This is a genomic window from Methylotenera sp., from assembly GCF_029945535.1.
Taxonomy (GTDB): domain Bacteria; phylum Pseudomonadota; class Gammaproteobacteria; order Burkholderiales; family Methylophilaceae; genus Methylotenera.
In genome coordinates this window covers 75,985-92,796 of sequence record NZ_JAQSCU010000018.1, presented here as the reverse complement: position 1 = coordinate 92,796, position 16,812 = coordinate 75,985, and the positions used below count along the sequence as shown (strand labels likewise).

Below are 16,812 nucleotides of genomic sequence, written 5' to 3'. Positions count from 1 at the left end.
AAAACACCCCTACTCAAAAACATTTACATGATTATTTAGACTTCTAGTAGTTTAGAAATCTAGTATTTCAGATATCTAGTCATTTAGAGGTCTAGTCGTTTAGATTTTTTAAATAAACTATAGCATTTAATGTTAAAAATTGTAAATTAGTTGACTGTTTTGTCAGTTGAGTTTTGAAGCGAAATTGCTTTATGATGAGGCACTTGTCATCACTAAAAGAACGGCGCATTAATCAATAACGCGCGATGGTTGAGTCAATTTGTTTTAGGATTTTTAGGTAAGAATTTATTCACGGCTTCAAATAGCACAACGCAAATGGCACCTACCGCTAAACCGACTATTGCATCTATTAGCATCGGCAAAACAATTGCTGAGAAGCTGCCGATGAAAGGTAATGTGCGCAAAGCTTCAGCTTGGTGTTCGCTAAAGTGATGCAAAACCGGAATGCCGTGGCCGATAATGCTGCCGCCGACAACAAACATAGCCGCAGTGCCAAGTATCGTTAAAAGACGCATTAAATAAGGGGCTGCAGCTAATAGTTTTTCGCCAATTTTACGCAGAAGTTGTTTATAAAAACTACTGCCTTTTTTAAGCATTAAGTGTAAGCCAAGGTCGTCAAGCTTCACAATGCCAGCAACTAAGCCATATACGCCAACGGTCATGATGATTGCGATGGCTGAGACGACAATGACTTGCTTGGTAAAATCTACCGTCGCGACAGTACCTAATGAGATGACAATGATTTCTGCCGATAATACAAAGTCAGTGCGAATGGCGCCTTTGATTTTATCTTTTTCTAGTGCCACAAGATCAGCTTTAGGGTCGGCGACAGCTTGCTCTAATGCGACATGATGTGCTTCTTCAGCTTTTGTGCCATGTAGGAATTTATGCGCTAACTTTTCAAAACCTTCAAAACATAAGTACGCGCCGCCAAGCATGAGTAAAGGCGTAATCGCCCACGGTGCAAAGTAGCTAATGGCGAGTGCAGTCGGCACTAATATTAACTTATTGACGAGGGAGCCTTTTGCTACCGCCCACACAACGGGCAGTTCACGTTCTGCCGCAACGCCATTGACTTGTTGGGCATTTAGCGCGAGGTCATCGCCCAATACACCAGCCGTTTTTTTTGCGGCCATTTGTGTCATGACTGAAACGTCATCCAAGATGGTTGCGATATCATCTAAAAGTGCGAGTAAGCTGCCTGCTGCCATGCGTGTTCCTTAGTTTCTTATTTCGATTTTTAACTACGATTTTCTAACTGAGTTTGTTATTTAGTGTAACTGGTATGATGCTTATTAAGCTTTCTTTGCAAGGTGCGTCTATGCATATTCAAACTGCGCGCTGTGGCTGAGATATTACCATTATGCTCTGCTAAAACGCGTTGAATATGCTCCCATTCTAAGCGTTCTATTGGCAATGGGTTGGACGCTAATTCTACCTCATCATCGCCTGTTTGTTTTTCAAAAGCGGCGACAATTTCATCTGCATCTACTGGTTTTGCAAGGTAATGCGTTGCGCCCAGTTTGATTGCTTCTACCGCCGTGGTAACGCTGGCAAAGCCTGTAAGCACGACTATGCGTGTGCCAGCATTCAGGCTAGCCAGCTGCCGAACCAGCACTAGACCTGAGTTGCCTGACATTTTTAAATCAACCACGGCAAATTCTGGCGGGTCATTTTTAGCCAGCTCAAAAGCGCTTTCTGCGCTATTCGCTAAGCTCACCAAAAAGCCACGTTTGCGCATGGCAGGTGCAAGCGCGTTTAAAAAATCTTGGTCGTCATCTACTAAAAGTAAGGTGGCTTTTTCGACCGTGTCATTTCCAGTGCCATCATTTTCAACCATATTATTAACAACGTTGTCTTTTGTATCTAGAGGGTTCATTTAATGACTCACATTTTTTCTAAGCTTAATTTTTTAAGTGGTAAGTTGAGCGTAGCCAATACACCGCCTTCGACATGGTTATTCAGGGTCAGTTCACCATCATAGCGCGCGAGAGTGGTTTGCGTGAGATACACGCCCAGCCCCATGCCTTGTTCATTTTTAGAGGTGAAAAATGGTGTGCCTAGCTGTTTTTTAGTTTCCGCACTCAAGCCTTTGCCAAAGTCTCTAATTTGAATGCTCAGTATTTTGTCATTCCATTCGGCATTAAATAGCACGCGTTCGGGGGATTCATCCGCTGCGTTATCCAGCATGTTTTGTATCGCCTGCGTTAAGGTTCTGTCCATCACAATCATAGGGTCAATCATATTGCTTGGCATAGTCACCACAAGTTCTGTCGCGGGGCGGGTATCACGCCAGCGTTGAATGGCATCTTGTAAAAACTCTCGTAACGGTAAACCTTGCCCCGCATCGGCGCGCGCTTGTCCAGCATTGCGAGTGATGCTCGATAAGATTTCTTTGCAGCGCGACACTTGTTTCTGCAATATGTTGAGTTGCGTTAGTAGCCCAGGCTGATTAGCATATTCCTGCGTAAGTTCTTTGCTGACTATCGCCATTGTTGCTAGTGGCGTGCCTAGTTCGTGAGCTGCGCTGGTGGCAAGTGTACCAAGCGCTAACATCCGTTCGCTTTCAAGTGCTTTTTCGCGGACTTCTGCAATTTTTTTATCATAATCACGTAAATTTTGCCCAATCCGTGCAATAAATATCGCCACAATCACCGAACTTACTACAAAGCCTATCCACATACCGACCAAGTGAATATCCAGCTTCGCATCGCCATGCGTGTGCATGTGCAGGTGTGAAAGCGGTACGTGATAAAACATCAGCAAGGTGTAGCAAGTAATGCTTAAACCTGCAATTAGCCAAGCATACGCCGCCCTTAGTGCAACCGCAGCAACGGTTATCGGCAGTAAGTACATCCAAATAAAAGGGTTGCTATAGCCACCACTAAAGTAAAACAGCAGCGATAGTGCGGCAATGTCGCCTAGTAACTGCAGCACTAATTCACGTTGTGAGGTTTGCGTGGTTTTTCTTAGACGCCACCAAGCAATTAAGCTAAATAGCCCCAATGAAGCTATCGCTGAGATTAGTGGTGCATAAGGCAAGGGGATAGATGCTTGATATAAAGCCAGCAGAACTAAGCTCAGGCAAGCCATCACCACGCCGCGCAACATCATTAAACGCTGCATATTGAGGCGTGTTGCGTTGCTGATGGATTGTTGTGCAGTATGCATGCGTTTAGGGTGATTTAGCCAAAGTGGTTTTCATTATAAAACGGTAATGAAAATAATACCTTAAGCCTGTTGATAATTCACCTGTGACAAATTGTCGCGCGGCAATATGCCACATTCCGCTATAAGAATTTCTCTAATACAATTTCACGATAAAAAATACTTCAAGGGGAAGGCTATGTTTAAGAAATTAACATTAGCTGTAGTTTTGGTTTGTGACAGCGGCTTGTTGATGGCCGAAGATGCTGCGGTCGAAAATAAGTCTGAGCAAGCGCAGGTAGATACTGAAACTATCATTGTGCTAGATGCGGTCAAGGTGCGTGCACCGATGATTGATAGTCGTATTTTTAAGCATCCAGCCACCGTTGAAACTTTTGATAAAAAACAAATTGAAGAAAATCTCAATGCTGCAACCTCCTCACAAACCTTGAAATATATGCCTAGTATGCAGGTGCGAGAGCGCTTTATTGGTGATCGTAACGGTAATATTGCCACCCGCACAGTAGGTTCGCTAGCTAGCGCGCAAAACATGTTGTATGCAGATGGCGTGTTGTTGTCTAACTTTTTGCAGGGAAATTTTGGTTCTCCGCGCTGGGGGCTGGTCACACCAGAAGAAATTGAAAGCATCAGTATGATGTACGGCCCTTTTTCTGCATTGTATGCGGGCAACTCGTTTGGCGGTGTGATTACCCAAGTGACACGAATGCCGGATAAATTTGAGGCGCATGCTAGTGCGCAGGCTTTTACGCAAAGTTATAAACATTACGGCACGAACGAAAGCTTTAATGGAAATCATTTAACAGCATCGTTTGGCAATAAAGTGAATGATTTGTCTTTTTGGTTTGGTGTGGATAGGCTGGATAATCGAAGCCAGCCGATGGGATTTTCAACCGCCAATCGCTCTACTACGGCTCCCGGAGTAAGCCCAATCGTGACAGGTGCGTATCAAGACAAAAGTGAAGTGAACAAAGACCGTGTCATTTTCGGGGCTAACAGCATTGATGACTCTGAGCAAACCAACATCAAATTCAAAGTAGCTTATGACATCACGCCTACTATTAAGGCAGCATATACCTTGGGCGTATGGAATTTGGATAGCAAAACAGAGGTGAAAAGCTATGTTAAAGATGCCGCTGGAAATGCGGTTTATAACGGACAGGTTAATTTTAACAGTCAACGCTATGATATATCTGGCATGAGCCCTGCCGAGGCTGAGTCTTTACACATTATGCAAGCATTAGATGTAAAGTCTAACAGTAAAGATTTTTTTGATTGGCAACTGACACTGTCAGATTATGACTTTCATCAAGATAAGAATAGTTTCTCAAATGCACCTACAGGCGGCACTATCGCAGCGGGCAATCCTTATCTCAATCGAATTGGTCGAGTGACAGACCAAGCAGGCACAGGCTGGACAGTGTTTGATGCGCGCACCACTTTGCGTCCGCAAAGAAATTACTCAGGACAACACACGATTGATATTGGTTACCATGTGGATCAATACGAATTGCGTAGCGAGACAAATGACACTGCGGATTGGTCAACTGGTGTGAAGGGCGGCTTGTTTTCTGCGGCGCGTGGTGACACCCGTACTCAAGCGCTTTACGCTCAAGATAAATGGCAGATGAACCCACAATGGGCGTTGACTTTTGGTGGTCGCGCCGAGCATTGGGAGGCCAACGATGGACAAAATAAAATTACCATTGGCGGTATATTAAACACTGCTAATTATAAAGATGTGTCAGTGAATAAATTTTCGCCAAAAGTTTCCCTGAGCTTCGAACCTCAACCAGAGTGGGGGTTCCGTGCTTCATTCGGGCAGGCGTTTCGCTTTCCTACTGTAGGTGAGTTGTTCCAGCCTTTGCAAAATGGCGCTGTTTCTTACTTTGTTCAAAGTAATCCAAACTTGAAACCAGAAGAAGTCATTGCAGGTGAGTTTTCTGCAGAGCGTCGTTTTGATAACGGCCTATTGCGCGCGAGTTTATTTAGCGAGAATAAATTTGATGCCCTCATTACACAATTTCTTGCCGTGGGCAGCGCAATTCCTTACGATACAGGTACTTGTACAAGATCGGCAGGCTGTAGTTATACGCAAAACGTGGAGCATATTCGTACGCGTGGTCTCGAATTAGCAACGCAATGGCAAGATGTGCTGGTACAAGGCCTAGATTTATTAGGTAGCGCAACCTTCACTGATGCAGAGGTGTTACGCAACGATAATGCACCTAGCACGGTGGGTAACAAACCAACTCGCATTCCTAGAAGTATGTTTAAAGCCGTGGCTACTTATCACCAAGGTAGCCATCTAACTTATAGCTTGGCAGCACGTTACAGTGGTAGGCAATATAATGCTTTAGATAATAGCGACAGCAACCCTGACACTTATGGCGCGGCGAGCAAATTTTTTATTGTGGATGTGAAAGCTAATTATAAGTTTGCCGATAAATTAACTGCGAGCATTGGCGTAGACAATTTAAATAATTACAAAGCTTATGTTTTTCATCCTTATCCACAGCGTACCGGCTATTTACAACTGAAATATGACTATTAACTGCTCATCAAGCCAAGGATATTAAGCTTGCGAGTCTTCAGCGTTAGATAAGTCCAAATCTATAAAGTAGCTGACTCGCTTACGTGGGTTCAAGTATTCAAGCACATCCGCCGGTAATTGACTTGGGCGTAAACAGGCGTTGATGCTGATGCTAGGTTCTTCGCGTAAATCTATTATTTGTGGTTCGTGCCTATCTGTCAGCGGGTCATGCACCATTACAAATGGCCTGAGCGGTTTGTTTGGGTTTACAGAAATCACAGTGGCATAGCTACCTGTAGAAAGCTGTACGATGCTACCAGGCGGATAAATGCCCAGCGATTTAATCAAGCGTTTGAGCAGTGACTCATCGTATTTAGCGCGTTGGCTGGCGTACATGTGCGCGAGTGCTTCATACGGTGTTTTGGCTAGCGCAATATTGTTTGGGTTACATAAATTGTCATAACCATTCACTATCGCAATTAATCTGGCAAACGGGTCAGTTTGCTCGCTACGCAAATGTTTTGGGTAGCCTGAGCCATCGGCATGTTCATGGTGTTGCATAATAATTTTACCAATACGCACTGGCAGGCCAACCTCTTGTGCCATGCGCGCGCCCATTTCGCTATGCTGTTCAAAGTGTGATTGCTCTGACTTTGTTAGCGGGTCTTTTTTAAGCAAAATCTTATCTGATATTTCCGCCTTGCCAATGTCATGAAATAAAGCCGCCATGCCTAATAAGCGCGCATCTTCTTTAGACATATTGATAGACTTAGCCATAATCAGCGCAAGTACAGTCACATTGAGCGGGTGTATGTAGTTGGCATCACTTGAGCGATTACCATTGAGTGCGTGAACGGCAACATCACCTTCCATTAATGCGGTGTCGACCAGATCATTGACAATCACTGCCGCCTGCTCAATTGAAGCTTTAGAGTCCGTAAGAATATTGCGCGTCACTTGCCGTGCAATATTGCTGGTATTGATAAACTTTCTTTCACACACATTAATGGCTTGGTGCAGTTCTTTAAGGCGCTGCTTTGCGTTGTCTACGCTGTTTGCTGGTGCTGGTATGGATTGAGTTTCTTTCTCGACTATTTCCGCAGTTGCTGGCGTATTTACTTTTACTGGTAATGGCTGGCAATCGCTACGTTTTGGGTCGTAGCGTAATTTGGTCAGGCCAGTTTTCTTAATAATAGAGATTTGCTCTTCGTCTTTTACTTTGAAGTTGCTTAGCGTGAATGGGTGATCCATCCAACCTAAATCTAGGTGTACATAAATACCCACTTGTAACTGTGAAACGTCAATAAAATGATGTTCGTTATGCATAGTTTTACCTCGTTGTTCTTAGTTCTTATTTTGTTAGTAGTTTTGAAAATTCTGTGGCGGTAACTGGTTTGCTATAGAGATAGCCCTGTGCTTCTTTGCAACCCATAGCCCTTAAAAAGTCGGCTTGCGCTTGGGTTTCTACACCTTCGGCAATCACACTAAAGCCTAAGCTGCCAGCCATGGCGTAAATGGCATTGGCAATGGCGGCATCATCTAAATCATCTGGTAGGTCGCGTACAAAAGATTGGTCTATTTTTATCTTGTCGAGTGGTAATCGTTTGAGGTTGGAGAGTGATGAGTAGCCTGTACCAAAATCATCGATAGCTAATTTAAGCCCAAGTTGCTTGATGCGACTGAATGTATCAATCACATACTCAGTATTTTGCATCACCGTGCTTTCGGTGATTTCAAGTTCCAACATGTGCGGGTTGCAATCCGTTTCCATCAAAATGCCATAAACGGTATCGGCGAAGTTGCTACGCATAATTTGTACGCCAGATACATTGACCGAAATCCATTGAATAGCATGGCCAGCTTTATGCCAGCGTACCATTTGATAGGCTGCTTCACGCAGCACCCATTCGCCGATTTGCACAATCAAGCCAGTTTCTTCAGCCATTGGAATAAACGTGGCTGGAGAAACTAAGCCTAATTTAGGGTGGTTCCAGCGTATCAGCGCTTCAGCACCTATAATCTCGCCAGTGACAAGTGAAACTTGCGGTTGATAATAAAGCTCAAACTGCTTACGCACTAATGCATGGCGTAGCTGACCTTCCAGAGTAAAACGCTCTACCGCGTTTTTACTCAAATCGTCAGAATAGAAGCAGTGGTTGTTTTTGCCTTTATTTTTGACTTGATACATTGCAATATCAGCGGCTTTAATTAAGCCTTCTACATCCGAACAGTCTTTCGGGAAGGTGGAGATGCCGACGCTCGCACTGATGTAAATTTCATGGCCATCAATATTAAATTCAATTTGCAGCGCATGAATAATCTTTTTAGCCACTAGCGCTGCATCGCTAGGCTTATTAATCATATCCATCATCACAACAAACTCGTCGCCGCCTAACCGCGCTACTACGTCACTATCACGCATAGACAAGCTAATGCGCCTAGAAGCTTCGAGTAATAATTTATCGCCTACTTGGTGGCCTAGCGTATCGTTAACGGCTTTAAACCGATCTAAGTCAATAAACAATAAGGCTATTTTATGGTTATCGCGTTCAGCGCGCTTAATGGAATGTTCTAGCAACTCATTTAACAGGCGGCGGTTAGGCAAGCCTGTGAGTGGGTCATGATTAACAAGCTCATGCAGCCTATTTTGTGAGTGCTTTACATCAGTAATGTCAGCAAAAACGCCAACGTAATTAACGACTTTACCAGCATTATCTTTCACCGCAGTAATCGTTAGCCATTCATAATAATTTTCACCAGATTTACGTTTATTGAATACCTCACCATGCCAGCGCTCTTCTTTTTTTAAGGTGGTCCACATCTCTTTATAAAAGCGCTCATCCTGATTTCCAGATTGCAATATTTTTGGTGATTTACCAAGCACCTCTTCTTCAGAGTAGCCAGTAATTTCAGTAAAACCTTTGTTAATAGCGACAATGCGCACTTTGTCATCGGTGATCATTATGCCTTCACTGGCACTATCAAAAGCGATTTTAGCTTGGTGTAAGCGTTTGCCAGCACTCTCTCTTTGTATTGCGACGCCTAAAGATCGACCTATCGCCATTAACGAGCCAAGCTCTTGTGGCGTGGTTTTAATCAAATCATGGCAACGCTCAATGATGATATTGCCCCACCATAGTTTGTCTGAAAAAAGCGGGACGATCGCAATAGATTGCGTATCATGCTGCTCAAGTATTTGTCGCTCTGAACTTGGCAGATCACGAATGTCACCAAAAACAGGGTCGCCAAGCTGAAGCGCATCTTTCCAACGACTTAAACGCACATCATCAAAGTTAATGGCCTCAAGCGCATTGTCAGTATTACTGAAGCCCGGCACTGACCATCTATAGAGTATTTTTGAATGCCCAGATTTAGCTGTATTAGCCACTTCTTTGTTACCAGGTTCCACATTTTTAAGTATAGTCGCGCGAGTAAACCGCAAGGCAAGGCATAACTGTTGCAACACGGTCACTGCAACCGTTTGCCAAGATTCGGCGGAGTGTAATAACCAATCGCATGAAATAAGCGCATCTAGAATAGCGCTACGGTCGCGCAGATGGCTTTCAGCCATTTTGCGCTCGGTAATATCACGCCCAAGCGTGACTAAGCCGTGGCGACTGCCATCATCGTTAAATAATGGTACTTTAATTACATCCAGCACTTTTGCGCCACCGTGTGGCAATGAAATTACCTCTTCATTTCTGATAGAGCGACCTAATTTCCAAGCTTGATCGTCAGAAACTTTTGAGTGACGAAATGCTTCTTTAAATGCAGGGTGAGATAGAGTAGCAAGCTCCATATCGGTTTTGTGTTGATAGTCCAGGTGATCCAGTTGAAAAAGATCTATGCTGCTAGCATTGGCCTCTAACCAGCGGTTTTTCTCATCTTTGAAGCAAATCAAATCTGGGCTTGCATCAATCAAATTGCGTAATAGTTTTTCGGTGTGTCTTAATTGTAATTCTGTGCTGACACGTTCAGTCACATCATGCATGTGTAGCACATAACCAGAGTGTAAATCTTCAAAAGCTTTGTTGTGCGAAGTGAATACCTGCAAGGTGCGTAGCTCATCCCCTGCGGCGTACTGCAATACAAAGCTGGTGCTAGCCTTTTTTAATTCTGAAATGATGCGTTTATGTACAGCTTTAGGTAATTGGCCAGTTCTGGCCGCAACCTGTTTTACATTTAGGCTGAAAATATCTCTAGCATAGGGGTTTGCATAGCTAACGTTACATTTTTCATCAATGGCAAGAATAGCAACGCCTTGCAATGAGCCTAATAAATGCCAGGCCAGTGCAAGCTCTTTAGACATGAATCTACTCAGATGGCTTGCGCTATCTGGAGTAGATTGCAACTGATCTAATTTATTTAAGTTTTTCAATTACTTATACATTTCAAAAAAGGCTTATTAAGTTTCCTTAAAACATAGCCACTAGCAAATATATTCAACATTAGGTGCAAATATGCTGAATATGTGCGATATGTTTTTATCGGCCATAATGACTAAAGCTTGAATGTAAATATACACTTTGACTCGTAAAGCCATCTTTGAATTAAAAGTACTTAGTGGCGCTAATTTATAAGTTAGCGACTAAGCGCCATAAGCGATTGGGGTTTTTAAAAATGCTTAGCTAAGGCAATATTGGACTATGCTAGTATTTGCTAACAATATTTAGATGATGTGCAATATGGTTTCAATTTTCAGATTATCACTTTTAGTACTTTTGGCGGGTATACACACTTCTGCCTATGCGGTTGAAGAGGGCAAACTCGCGCCAATCCTCACAGCAAAGCTGCTAGACGGTAAATCGTTTTCAACTGAATCTGTAAAAGGTGAGGTGGTGATTGTGAACTTTTGGGCCACTTGGTGCCCGCCGTGCAGACAAGAAATGCCCGCGTTCGAAAGTTATTATCAAAAGCATAAAAATCATGGTTTAAGGATGATTGCCGTGAGCTTAGATTACCCTGCGGATTTAGCCAAAGTGCGCGAAGTCATGCGTGACTTTACTTTTGATGCGGCGCTAGAGAGTGAAAGTCAGCACAAAGGCTATGGTCGAATCTGGCGTTTACCATTAACCTTTGTGATTGATCGCAAAGGAGTCTTGCGTAAAGATGGCTGGTACGGCGCGGCAGGCATAGACTTGCCACTGCTAGATAAAATAGTTACTCCGCTACTTGAGGAAAAGTAGCGGTTTGTTCTGGGTATCTGATTTCTGTGATTGGTTTAATCAAAAGCAGCTATTGATCTGGCCTTTACATACTTGATATTAACTAATCCATTGTTTTGCCGATTGCGTCAATCTCTTCTTTGATTCTCATACTATCCAATTTGCTAATTGGTAGTGCAGTAAATAACTTAATGCGATTTTGTAAATAACCTGAAACCTTTCTAAATGCTTCAAGCTTCTCTTCATCTGTACCTTCAACGGCGGCTGGGTCTTCAACGCCCCAGTGTGCAGTCATTGGTTGACCGGGCCAGTAAGGGCACATCTCACCCGCTGCGTTATCACAAACAGTAAAAACGAAATCTAAGTGTGGTGCACCTTCAACGGCAAATTCATCCCAGCTTTTACTTCTTAGCCCTTCAACAGATAAGCCGTGGCTCTTGATAGTTTGAATTGCAAATGGATTTACTTTGCCATTCGGATGACTACCTGCGCTATAGGCTTTAAATTTACCCTTACCCCAATGCTCCATTAACTTTTCTGCCATGATGCTACGCGCTGAATTGCCAGTACATAAAAAAAGTACGTTATACACTTTGTCAGACATAGATTACCTTTCTAATAAATCTTAATTGTTTAAATAAGATTAGCAAGTTTTAGCTTTTCTTGAAATGAATTGAATTTTCTCAGTCGCAGGTGCACAACAAGCTGTGGCGCTATCAATATGCTCTGGACTATCATTAAAAGTAGGCGCACTTTCAAGTGTTCTATAAGTTTCCCATGCAATACCTGACGGGTCTTGCACCCAATGCTTATCTGATTTTGCGTAGCAGCAGGTAGCGCCTTCTTGAGTCAGCAAGCTAAGGTCGGCTTTCTCCAATCGCTCTTTAATTTCTGATAGCTCGGTATCGTTTTCCACTTGAATGCCGATGTGGTCTAAGCCCGCTTTGGCACCGCGTTTACTGATAGCAAAGTTGACTAAAGGGTCATCAAGCATCCATTTTGCGTAGTCAGATTTTAAGACGCTAGGTTCTGCGCCAAATAAGCTATTATAAAAACCGATACTGACATTCAAATCGTCTACTGAGACGTGTAGATGCATTCTTTTCATAGTGATAGTTCCTTTTGTTCAGTTTTGCACGTTGAGTTAGGAGCACATACTTTTGCACCAGCGCAGCAGTTCTCTGTAAGGTAAGCTAGCAGCCCATCCATTGCGTCATAGTTGGCTGAGTAGTATATGTAACGGCTTTCTTGACGAGAGTTGATAAGCCCCGCGTGGCTGAGTTCTTTCAGGTGGAATGACAATGTACTTGCTGGAATTTTTAGGGTTTCAGCAATATTGCCGGCTGGTAGACCATTTGCGCCAGCCTGAACAAGTAGCCTGAATATCTCTAAACGCGCTTCTTGGGCAATTGATGAAAGTTGTAATACTGCTGATTTAATATTCATATATTCTATATTTCCATAAATATAGAAGTGTTGTCAAGAAACTATTCAATATGATTATTTTAGATAGCGCTTAATTGTAGTTTAATGACCACTTGGGGGGGGTAAAATCCGACTTCTAGCGTCAGTTAACCAGAAGTGGAAATTTGAAATCAATCATGTAACGCGTTATATTACCTCCGCAACGAAATATAAAATCAGTCGCAGAAATGGGATGCTATTTAGTTTTTAGTCGAAATCCAAATTAAAATTTGAGCTTAAAAACTGAAACGCAAACCAGTTGAAAGTAACACATTTGGCTCAACTTGGTAGCCGTTCACATGCTGATAAATAGGCACTTGTATAAAACCAAATGCTTGTACTGTTTTGTTGATTGGCACGGTAACGCCAGGGCTAATGTAAATCAACGTCGCGCCACTATTATCTACGTCGGCCTCAGCGCCTGACTCACGTTTTTCTATACGAGTATTGAGTTGCAGTTGTGGAATAAATGATTCAAATCCCATGTAACGCACCCCTGCTGTTGCATTTAAGCCATTGCCTGGACGAAAGTCATCATGTTTGTTAAGTGCTATTTGAACCGTGGCTTGCGCAAAATAATCCCAGTCGCGATTGATGCTACCAAAGTAATAGCCGCCTAGTAATAAGTCTGTAGTGCCAGTACCTAGTTGCAAACCTCTATCAAGAGGTGAGCCGTCATTAAAAGTATCATTGGTTTCACCTGTAGGTAACTTCAAGCCAAATGTAACACCGCTACTGCGGTCTGCACTTAAGCCTTGATAACGGCCTGTCACGCGCAGGTCGCCTATGCCTTTAGATGATGACGTGATGAGTGCAGCTGGGTCTGGGTAATCGCCATCCTCGCCGTAAGTACCGTGAGAGCGATTAAATATAGGTAGTAGTAGATTAATCGCCCAGTCTTGATTAAAGCTATGATCCAGCCCTAAAGTCAGGTTGCGGTTGATGGTGGTATCTTGCACTTCTGTGCCCACGGGAATGTTGCTGCGGCTTACTGAACTAGTACCATTTCGATAATCACTTTGTTTAAAATAGTCGAAACGAATGTCAAAACGGGTACCTTCGCCAGACGAAATTCCTTGTGATGACCAATCTGAATTGAGCGTACATCCACAACTTGAGCATGCAAATGCATCAGTTGATGAGGCGAAAGCCAATGTTGCAAATGATGCTGCAAGCAGGTGATTTTTGGTAAGCAAAGACATGATTTACTTTCAATACATGAAACTATAATCAAGATTATGAACTAGCATGGTTATAGAGTAAATGTGACAAATTGCCGCAGGGACAGGGGGCAAGGCTCTATTTTTATGAGTTAAAATTATTTTTATAAATAGATGTTGGGTCGATATTCGTTTTAAATACTCAATGGAGTAAACTTTCAGTATGAAAATATTATTAGCTCTTTGTTTGTTTTTCTCGTCATTCGTCGCAAATGCGCACGACGATCACACTAAATCTCAAGACAACTCTCTGGCCATTAGCGTGGCGTTTGATGCGCAAGGCAGTTTATGGCGAGTACTTGAAAAAAACGGATTAATACTTGTAAGCTCAAGTCGCGACTTAGGCAAAACTTTTTCTAGCCCCGTGCAAGTCACACCAAGTACACAAAAAATAGGTGCGGAGGGTGAGGCGCGGCCTAAAATTGCGATTGGCCCAGAAGGTAATATTTACCTGACTTGGACAGAGGCTTTAAAGAAGCCATTTACAGGGTATATTTGGTTTTCCCGTTCAATCAATGGCGGTAAAAGCTTTGAAAAGCCGACCATTGTGCATACTGATCGAGCTGAGATTACACATCGATTTGATGAACTCAACGTTGCGAAAACTGGCGATGCTAAAGGAAAAGTGACAGTCACTTGGATTGATAAACGCGACCTAATTGCGGCTAAATCCGCAGGTAAACCTTATGAAGGCGCGGCGATTTATTACGCAACTTCAACTAATCAAGGGGCAAGTTTCGCACCTGAGCAAAAATTAGCGGATAGCACTTGTGAGTGTTGTCGTATCGCTTTAACCAATAAGCCAGACGGTACAGTGGTGGCGATGTGGCGTCATGTATTTGAAGGCAGTGAACGCGACCACATGATGGCTGAAATTCCTACACAGCCTAATCAAGTGCCTGTCACGAAGCGTGCGACTTTTGGCCGCTGGAAAATTGATGGCTGCCCGCATCATGGTGCGGCGCTAGCTGTTGGTGGCGAAGGGAAAGATTGGTGGGGCTACCACATGGCATGGTTTGACGGTGGCAATGATGATTCAGGTAAAGATGCCAGCCTGTTTTATGCACGTATGGATGGTGAAGCTTGGGTTTCTTCACCACCGAAAAAGTTTGGTAAGCACAGTAATCAGGCGGGTCATCCAGCTTTATTGAGCATGGGCGAGAATGTTTGGCTGGTTTGGCGCGAGATTGAAAGTAAAAATAACAAAATACTGGGTATGTTTTCTGATGATGGCGGCAGAAGCTGGGGCGCACCAAAAGAGCTTGCAACTAGTGCAGGTAAAACGGATTATCCGATTTTACTAACGAAAGATAATCGAGCTTACTTAACTTGGAATACTGATAAAGACGGTTTGATTTTATTGGGTTTTTAATTTGTGTGACCAACACCTCTGCAGTTGATGTTGATTTCAATTTAAACAGCCTGCTCTGAGGTAATCAAATTGATACGCTAAGAAGCCGAAAAGTGGCTATTAAGAGACATATCCAAATAATGATATTAGGGGCTAATCTACAAAGCGCATATGAATTGATTAATGTACATTTAATTTTGGTATTTTCTACACTAGACTCGACAATACACATCTTATTTACATCTGGTGCAGTATAATCCGCACTTTATTTAATTGAGCGCCACCCCAGTAGCAAGTTTGTAGTACGACCGTTAATTAGCAGGTCGTAGATTCTAAGCTTACTCGGTGAGCCAAACACAGCAAGCAATCAGGCCATCCTTTGAGGTGGCTTTTTTTTGGTGGATAAGCCTCTTGATCGCCAGTGATGACGAGGTCAAGAGCAAGCCAGACAGAATGCATGATGCCTTCAGCGAGTGCCAACTCCTGTGGGTTTCAACTAATTTAAGGAGCAATACCCGTGACCAACGCACAACGCAGAGCACTTAGCCGCATGGCTGAAATGAATTCATCAAATAACGAGAGTAAGCTTGAGCCAGCACACAGCGGTGCGTTTTGTCCGCATGAGGCAGGCGCGTATTACCTAGTAATGGTGGAGACTGTTGGTAAGGTCATCAATTTACTAGCCATGGAAATCGAGCCGCCTGTTCGCACTTACACCATCACCACTATTCAGTTTGAGCAGGATCCCGATACTGGTAAATGGATATGGTTTGATGGTAAGGAAAAGCTATCTCCACGCAAAAATCAGGATAGTTGGCGTCTTGGTAGTAAGAAGCTATATGACACACGCGAAGAGGCCGAAGCTGAACTTCAGCGCTTGATGCTCAAAAACGGTGACCGAGTGACCAAGGTACATGACCTGCCAGACGATGTGAATCAATTGAAAAAAATTCGCAGTGCTCACCACCCAGACCGAAATAACCCGGATTCTGACCATGATCTCTATCAGGCGGTTATCGAGAAAATTGACAGGATGCGTGCCGTGAGTGCGTGAGCCATACTTTAGTGTGATTGTCTACCCCGCCTTTGCCAGTGGGCTATGGTTAAACATAACACCGCTTAACCTTCTTTAGATTCCTTTTTGTTAAACTCTCAAATCAATAACAGAAGTCGAGAGTTCTAAATTTTGCGAAGCCGGCTTGTTTACTCGTCACTGCTGGGTTGGGATGATAGATAATGCCTACATACACCAGACTTTGGCGTCATGCGTCAACGACATCCAAATAGCCCAAGCGCTGGCGCTACTGAGCAACAAGCCTGCAAGGCGCATGCCGTAAGGTTCTACCAGATTTGTTTTTAGTTTTAGCCATAACCATGGCGCAAAAAATAATGAAATTGCAGACCCTGCAGCAAATGCCGCCATACTGAGTGCGCCGCCTAGCGGGTTGCCATTGAATGAGGCAATGATGAGTGCGGAGTAAAGTAAGCCGCAAGGCATTAACGCCCAAAGCATGCCGATATAAAAATAGCCGCCATTGATCTTGCTGAGTTTCTTAACATGTTGCCAAATGCGCCGCCCAGCTTGATCTATCCATATTGGCTGACGTGCATAAATGACTAGTATCAAACCCCAGAAAAAAACTAGCACATGAAAAAATGTCCACAGCGGATGTAGTATGGCGCTGTAGCTAGAGAGCCAGGCGATGCTTTGAATGGCAAATGTGGCGATTGCGCCTAATAAGGCATAGCCACATACTCGCCCTAAGTGATAGAAGTAAATGGCATAGGGCTTATCTGTAGATTGCGTGAATGAGGTGCAAGCTGCACCGCACATGGCCACACAGTGCGGCCCACCAGCCAAGCCCATGATTAGCGCGCTATAGATAAGTGCTGTTTGCATAAGTGATTTAGATT

Annotated in this window: 14 protein-coding genes; 4 read left to right on the top strand and 10 right to left on the bottom strand. The window is 43.5% G+C overall.

The features are described from left to right. Nucleotides 1-254: 254 nt before the first annotated feature. From PSU72_RS12085 to PSU72_RS12075, 3 genes are read right to left on the bottom strand one after another with little or no spacing between them, the layout of a single operon-like run. Entirely contained in the window at nucleotides 255-1,211 is a 957-nt protein-coding gene (locus PSU72_RS12085; protein ID WP_300432827.1) for a DUF808 domain-containing protein, read from the bottom strand. Nucleotides 1,212-1,267: 56 nt separating this feature from the next. After that, nucleotides 1,268-1,840 (bottom strand): response regulator transcription factor, encoded by a 573-nt coding sequence (locus PSU72_RS12080; RefSeq protein WP_300433298.1) that lies wholly within the window; start codon nucleotides 1,838-1,840, stop codon nucleotides 1,268-1,270. Between the two features lie 47 nt (nucleotides 1,841-1,887). Beyond that, entirely contained in the window at nucleotides 1,888-3,171 is a 1,284-nt protein-coding gene (locus PSU72_RS12075) for an ATP-binding protein (RefSeq protein ID WP_300432825.1), read from the bottom strand. A 175-nt stretch (nucleotides 3,172-3,346) separates the two neighbouring features. On the opposite strand from PSU72_RS12075, the gene PSU72_RS12070 reads away from it, so the two are divergent. Further along, nucleotides 3,347-5,719 carry a TonB-dependent receptor gene (locus PSU72_RS12070; protein ID WP_300432824.1) on the top strand — a complete coding sequence of 791 codons (2,373 nt, stop codon included), beginning with the start codon at nucleotides 3,347-3,349 and terminating at the stop codon, nucleotides 5,717-5,719. Between the two features lie 21 nt (nucleotides 5,720-5,740). On the opposite strand, the gene PSU72_RS12065 is transcribed toward PSU72_RS12070, so the two are convergent. Further along, nucleotides 5,741-7,024 (bottom strand): HD domain-containing phosphohydrolase, encoded by a 1,284-nt coding sequence (locus PSU72_RS12065; RefSeq protein WP_300432823.1) that lies wholly within the window; start codon nucleotides 7,022-7,024, stop codon nucleotides 5,741-5,743. A gap of 25 nt (nucleotides 7,025-7,049) precedes the next feature. Continuing rightward, complete coding sequence (locus PSU72_RS12060) at nucleotides 7,050-10,076, bottom strand: EAL domain-containing protein (protein ID WP_300432821.1); 3,027 nt, start codon at nucleotides 10,074-10,076, stop codon at nucleotides 7,050-7,052. A gap of 307 nt (nucleotides 10,077-10,383) precedes the next feature. On the opposite strand from PSU72_RS12060, the gene PSU72_RS12055 reads away from it, so the two are divergent. Beyond that, nucleotides 10,384-10,884 carry a TlpA disulfide reductase family protein gene (locus tag PSU72_RS12055; protein ID WP_300432820.1) on the top strand — a complete coding sequence of 167 codons (501 nt, stop codon included), beginning with the start codon at nucleotides 10,384-10,386 and terminating at the stop codon, nucleotides 10,882-10,884. An 82-nt stretch (nucleotides 10,885-10,966) separates the two neighbouring features. Here the strand turns inward: PSU72_RS12055 and PSU72_RS12050 are convergent, their stop codons facing one another. From PSU72_RS12050 to PSU72_RS12035, 4 genes are all read right to left on the bottom strand, one after another. Next, on the bottom strand, nucleotides 10,967-11,467 hold the full coding sequence (locus PSU72_RS12050) for an arsenate reductase ArsC (RefSeq protein ID WP_300432819.1): 501 nt from the start codon (nucleotides 11,465-11,467) through the stop codon (nucleotides 10,967-10,969). A 39-nt stretch (nucleotides 11,468-11,506) separates the two neighbouring features. After that, nucleotides 11,507-11,971 (bottom strand): ArsI/CadI family heavy metal resistance metalloenzyme, encoded by a 465-nt coding sequence (locus tag PSU72_RS12045; RefSeq protein WP_300432817.1) that lies wholly within the window; start codon nucleotides 11,969-11,971, stop codon nucleotides 11,507-11,509. Then, the gene (locus PSU72_RS12040) at nucleotides 11,968-12,309 is read right to left on the bottom strand and encodes a metalloregulator ArsR/SmtB family transcription factor (RefSeq protein WP_300432816.1); all 342 of its coding nucleotides are present in this window, start codon (nucleotides 12,307-12,309) and stop codon (nucleotides 11,968-11,970) included. Before PSU72_RS12040 ends, PSU72_RS12045 begins: the two co-directional genes overlap by 4 nt. A gap of 254 nt (nucleotides 12,310-12,563) precedes the next feature. Next, nucleotides 12,564-13,529, bottom strand: a complete 966-nt coding sequence (locus PSU72_RS12035; protein ID WP_300432814.1) for a TonB-dependent receptor — start codon at nucleotides 13,527-13,529, stop codon at nucleotides 12,564-12,566. A 181-nt stretch (nucleotides 13,530-13,710) separates the two neighbouring features. Here PSU72_RS12035 and PSU72_RS12030 point away from each other — a divergent pair, with 181 nt between their 5' ends. Together PSU72_RS12030 and PSU72_RS12025 are read left to right on the top strand one after the other, a co-directional pair. Then, nucleotides 13,711-14,919 carry an exo-alpha-sialidase gene (locus PSU72_RS12030; protein WP_300432813.1) on the top strand — a complete coding sequence of 403 codons (1,209 nt, stop codon included), beginning with the start codon at nucleotides 13,711-13,713 and terminating at the stop codon, nucleotides 14,917-14,919. Nucleotides 14,920-15,415: 496 nt separating this feature from the next. Next, complete coding sequence (locus PSU72_RS12025; RefSeq protein ID WP_300432812.1) at nucleotides 15,416-15,952, top strand: hypothetical protein; 537 nt, start codon at nucleotides 15,416-15,418, stop codon at nucleotides 15,950-15,952. 186 nt (nucleotides 15,953-16,138) lie between these two features. Here PSU72_RS12025 and PSU72_RS12020 read toward each other — a convergent pair whose 3' ends face one another. Further along, entirely contained in the window at nucleotides 16,139-16,798 is a 660-nt protein-coding gene (locus PSU72_RS12020; RefSeq protein ID WP_300432810.1) for a sulfite exporter TauE/SafE family protein, read from the bottom strand. Nucleotides 16,799-16,812: the final 14 nt, after the last annotated feature.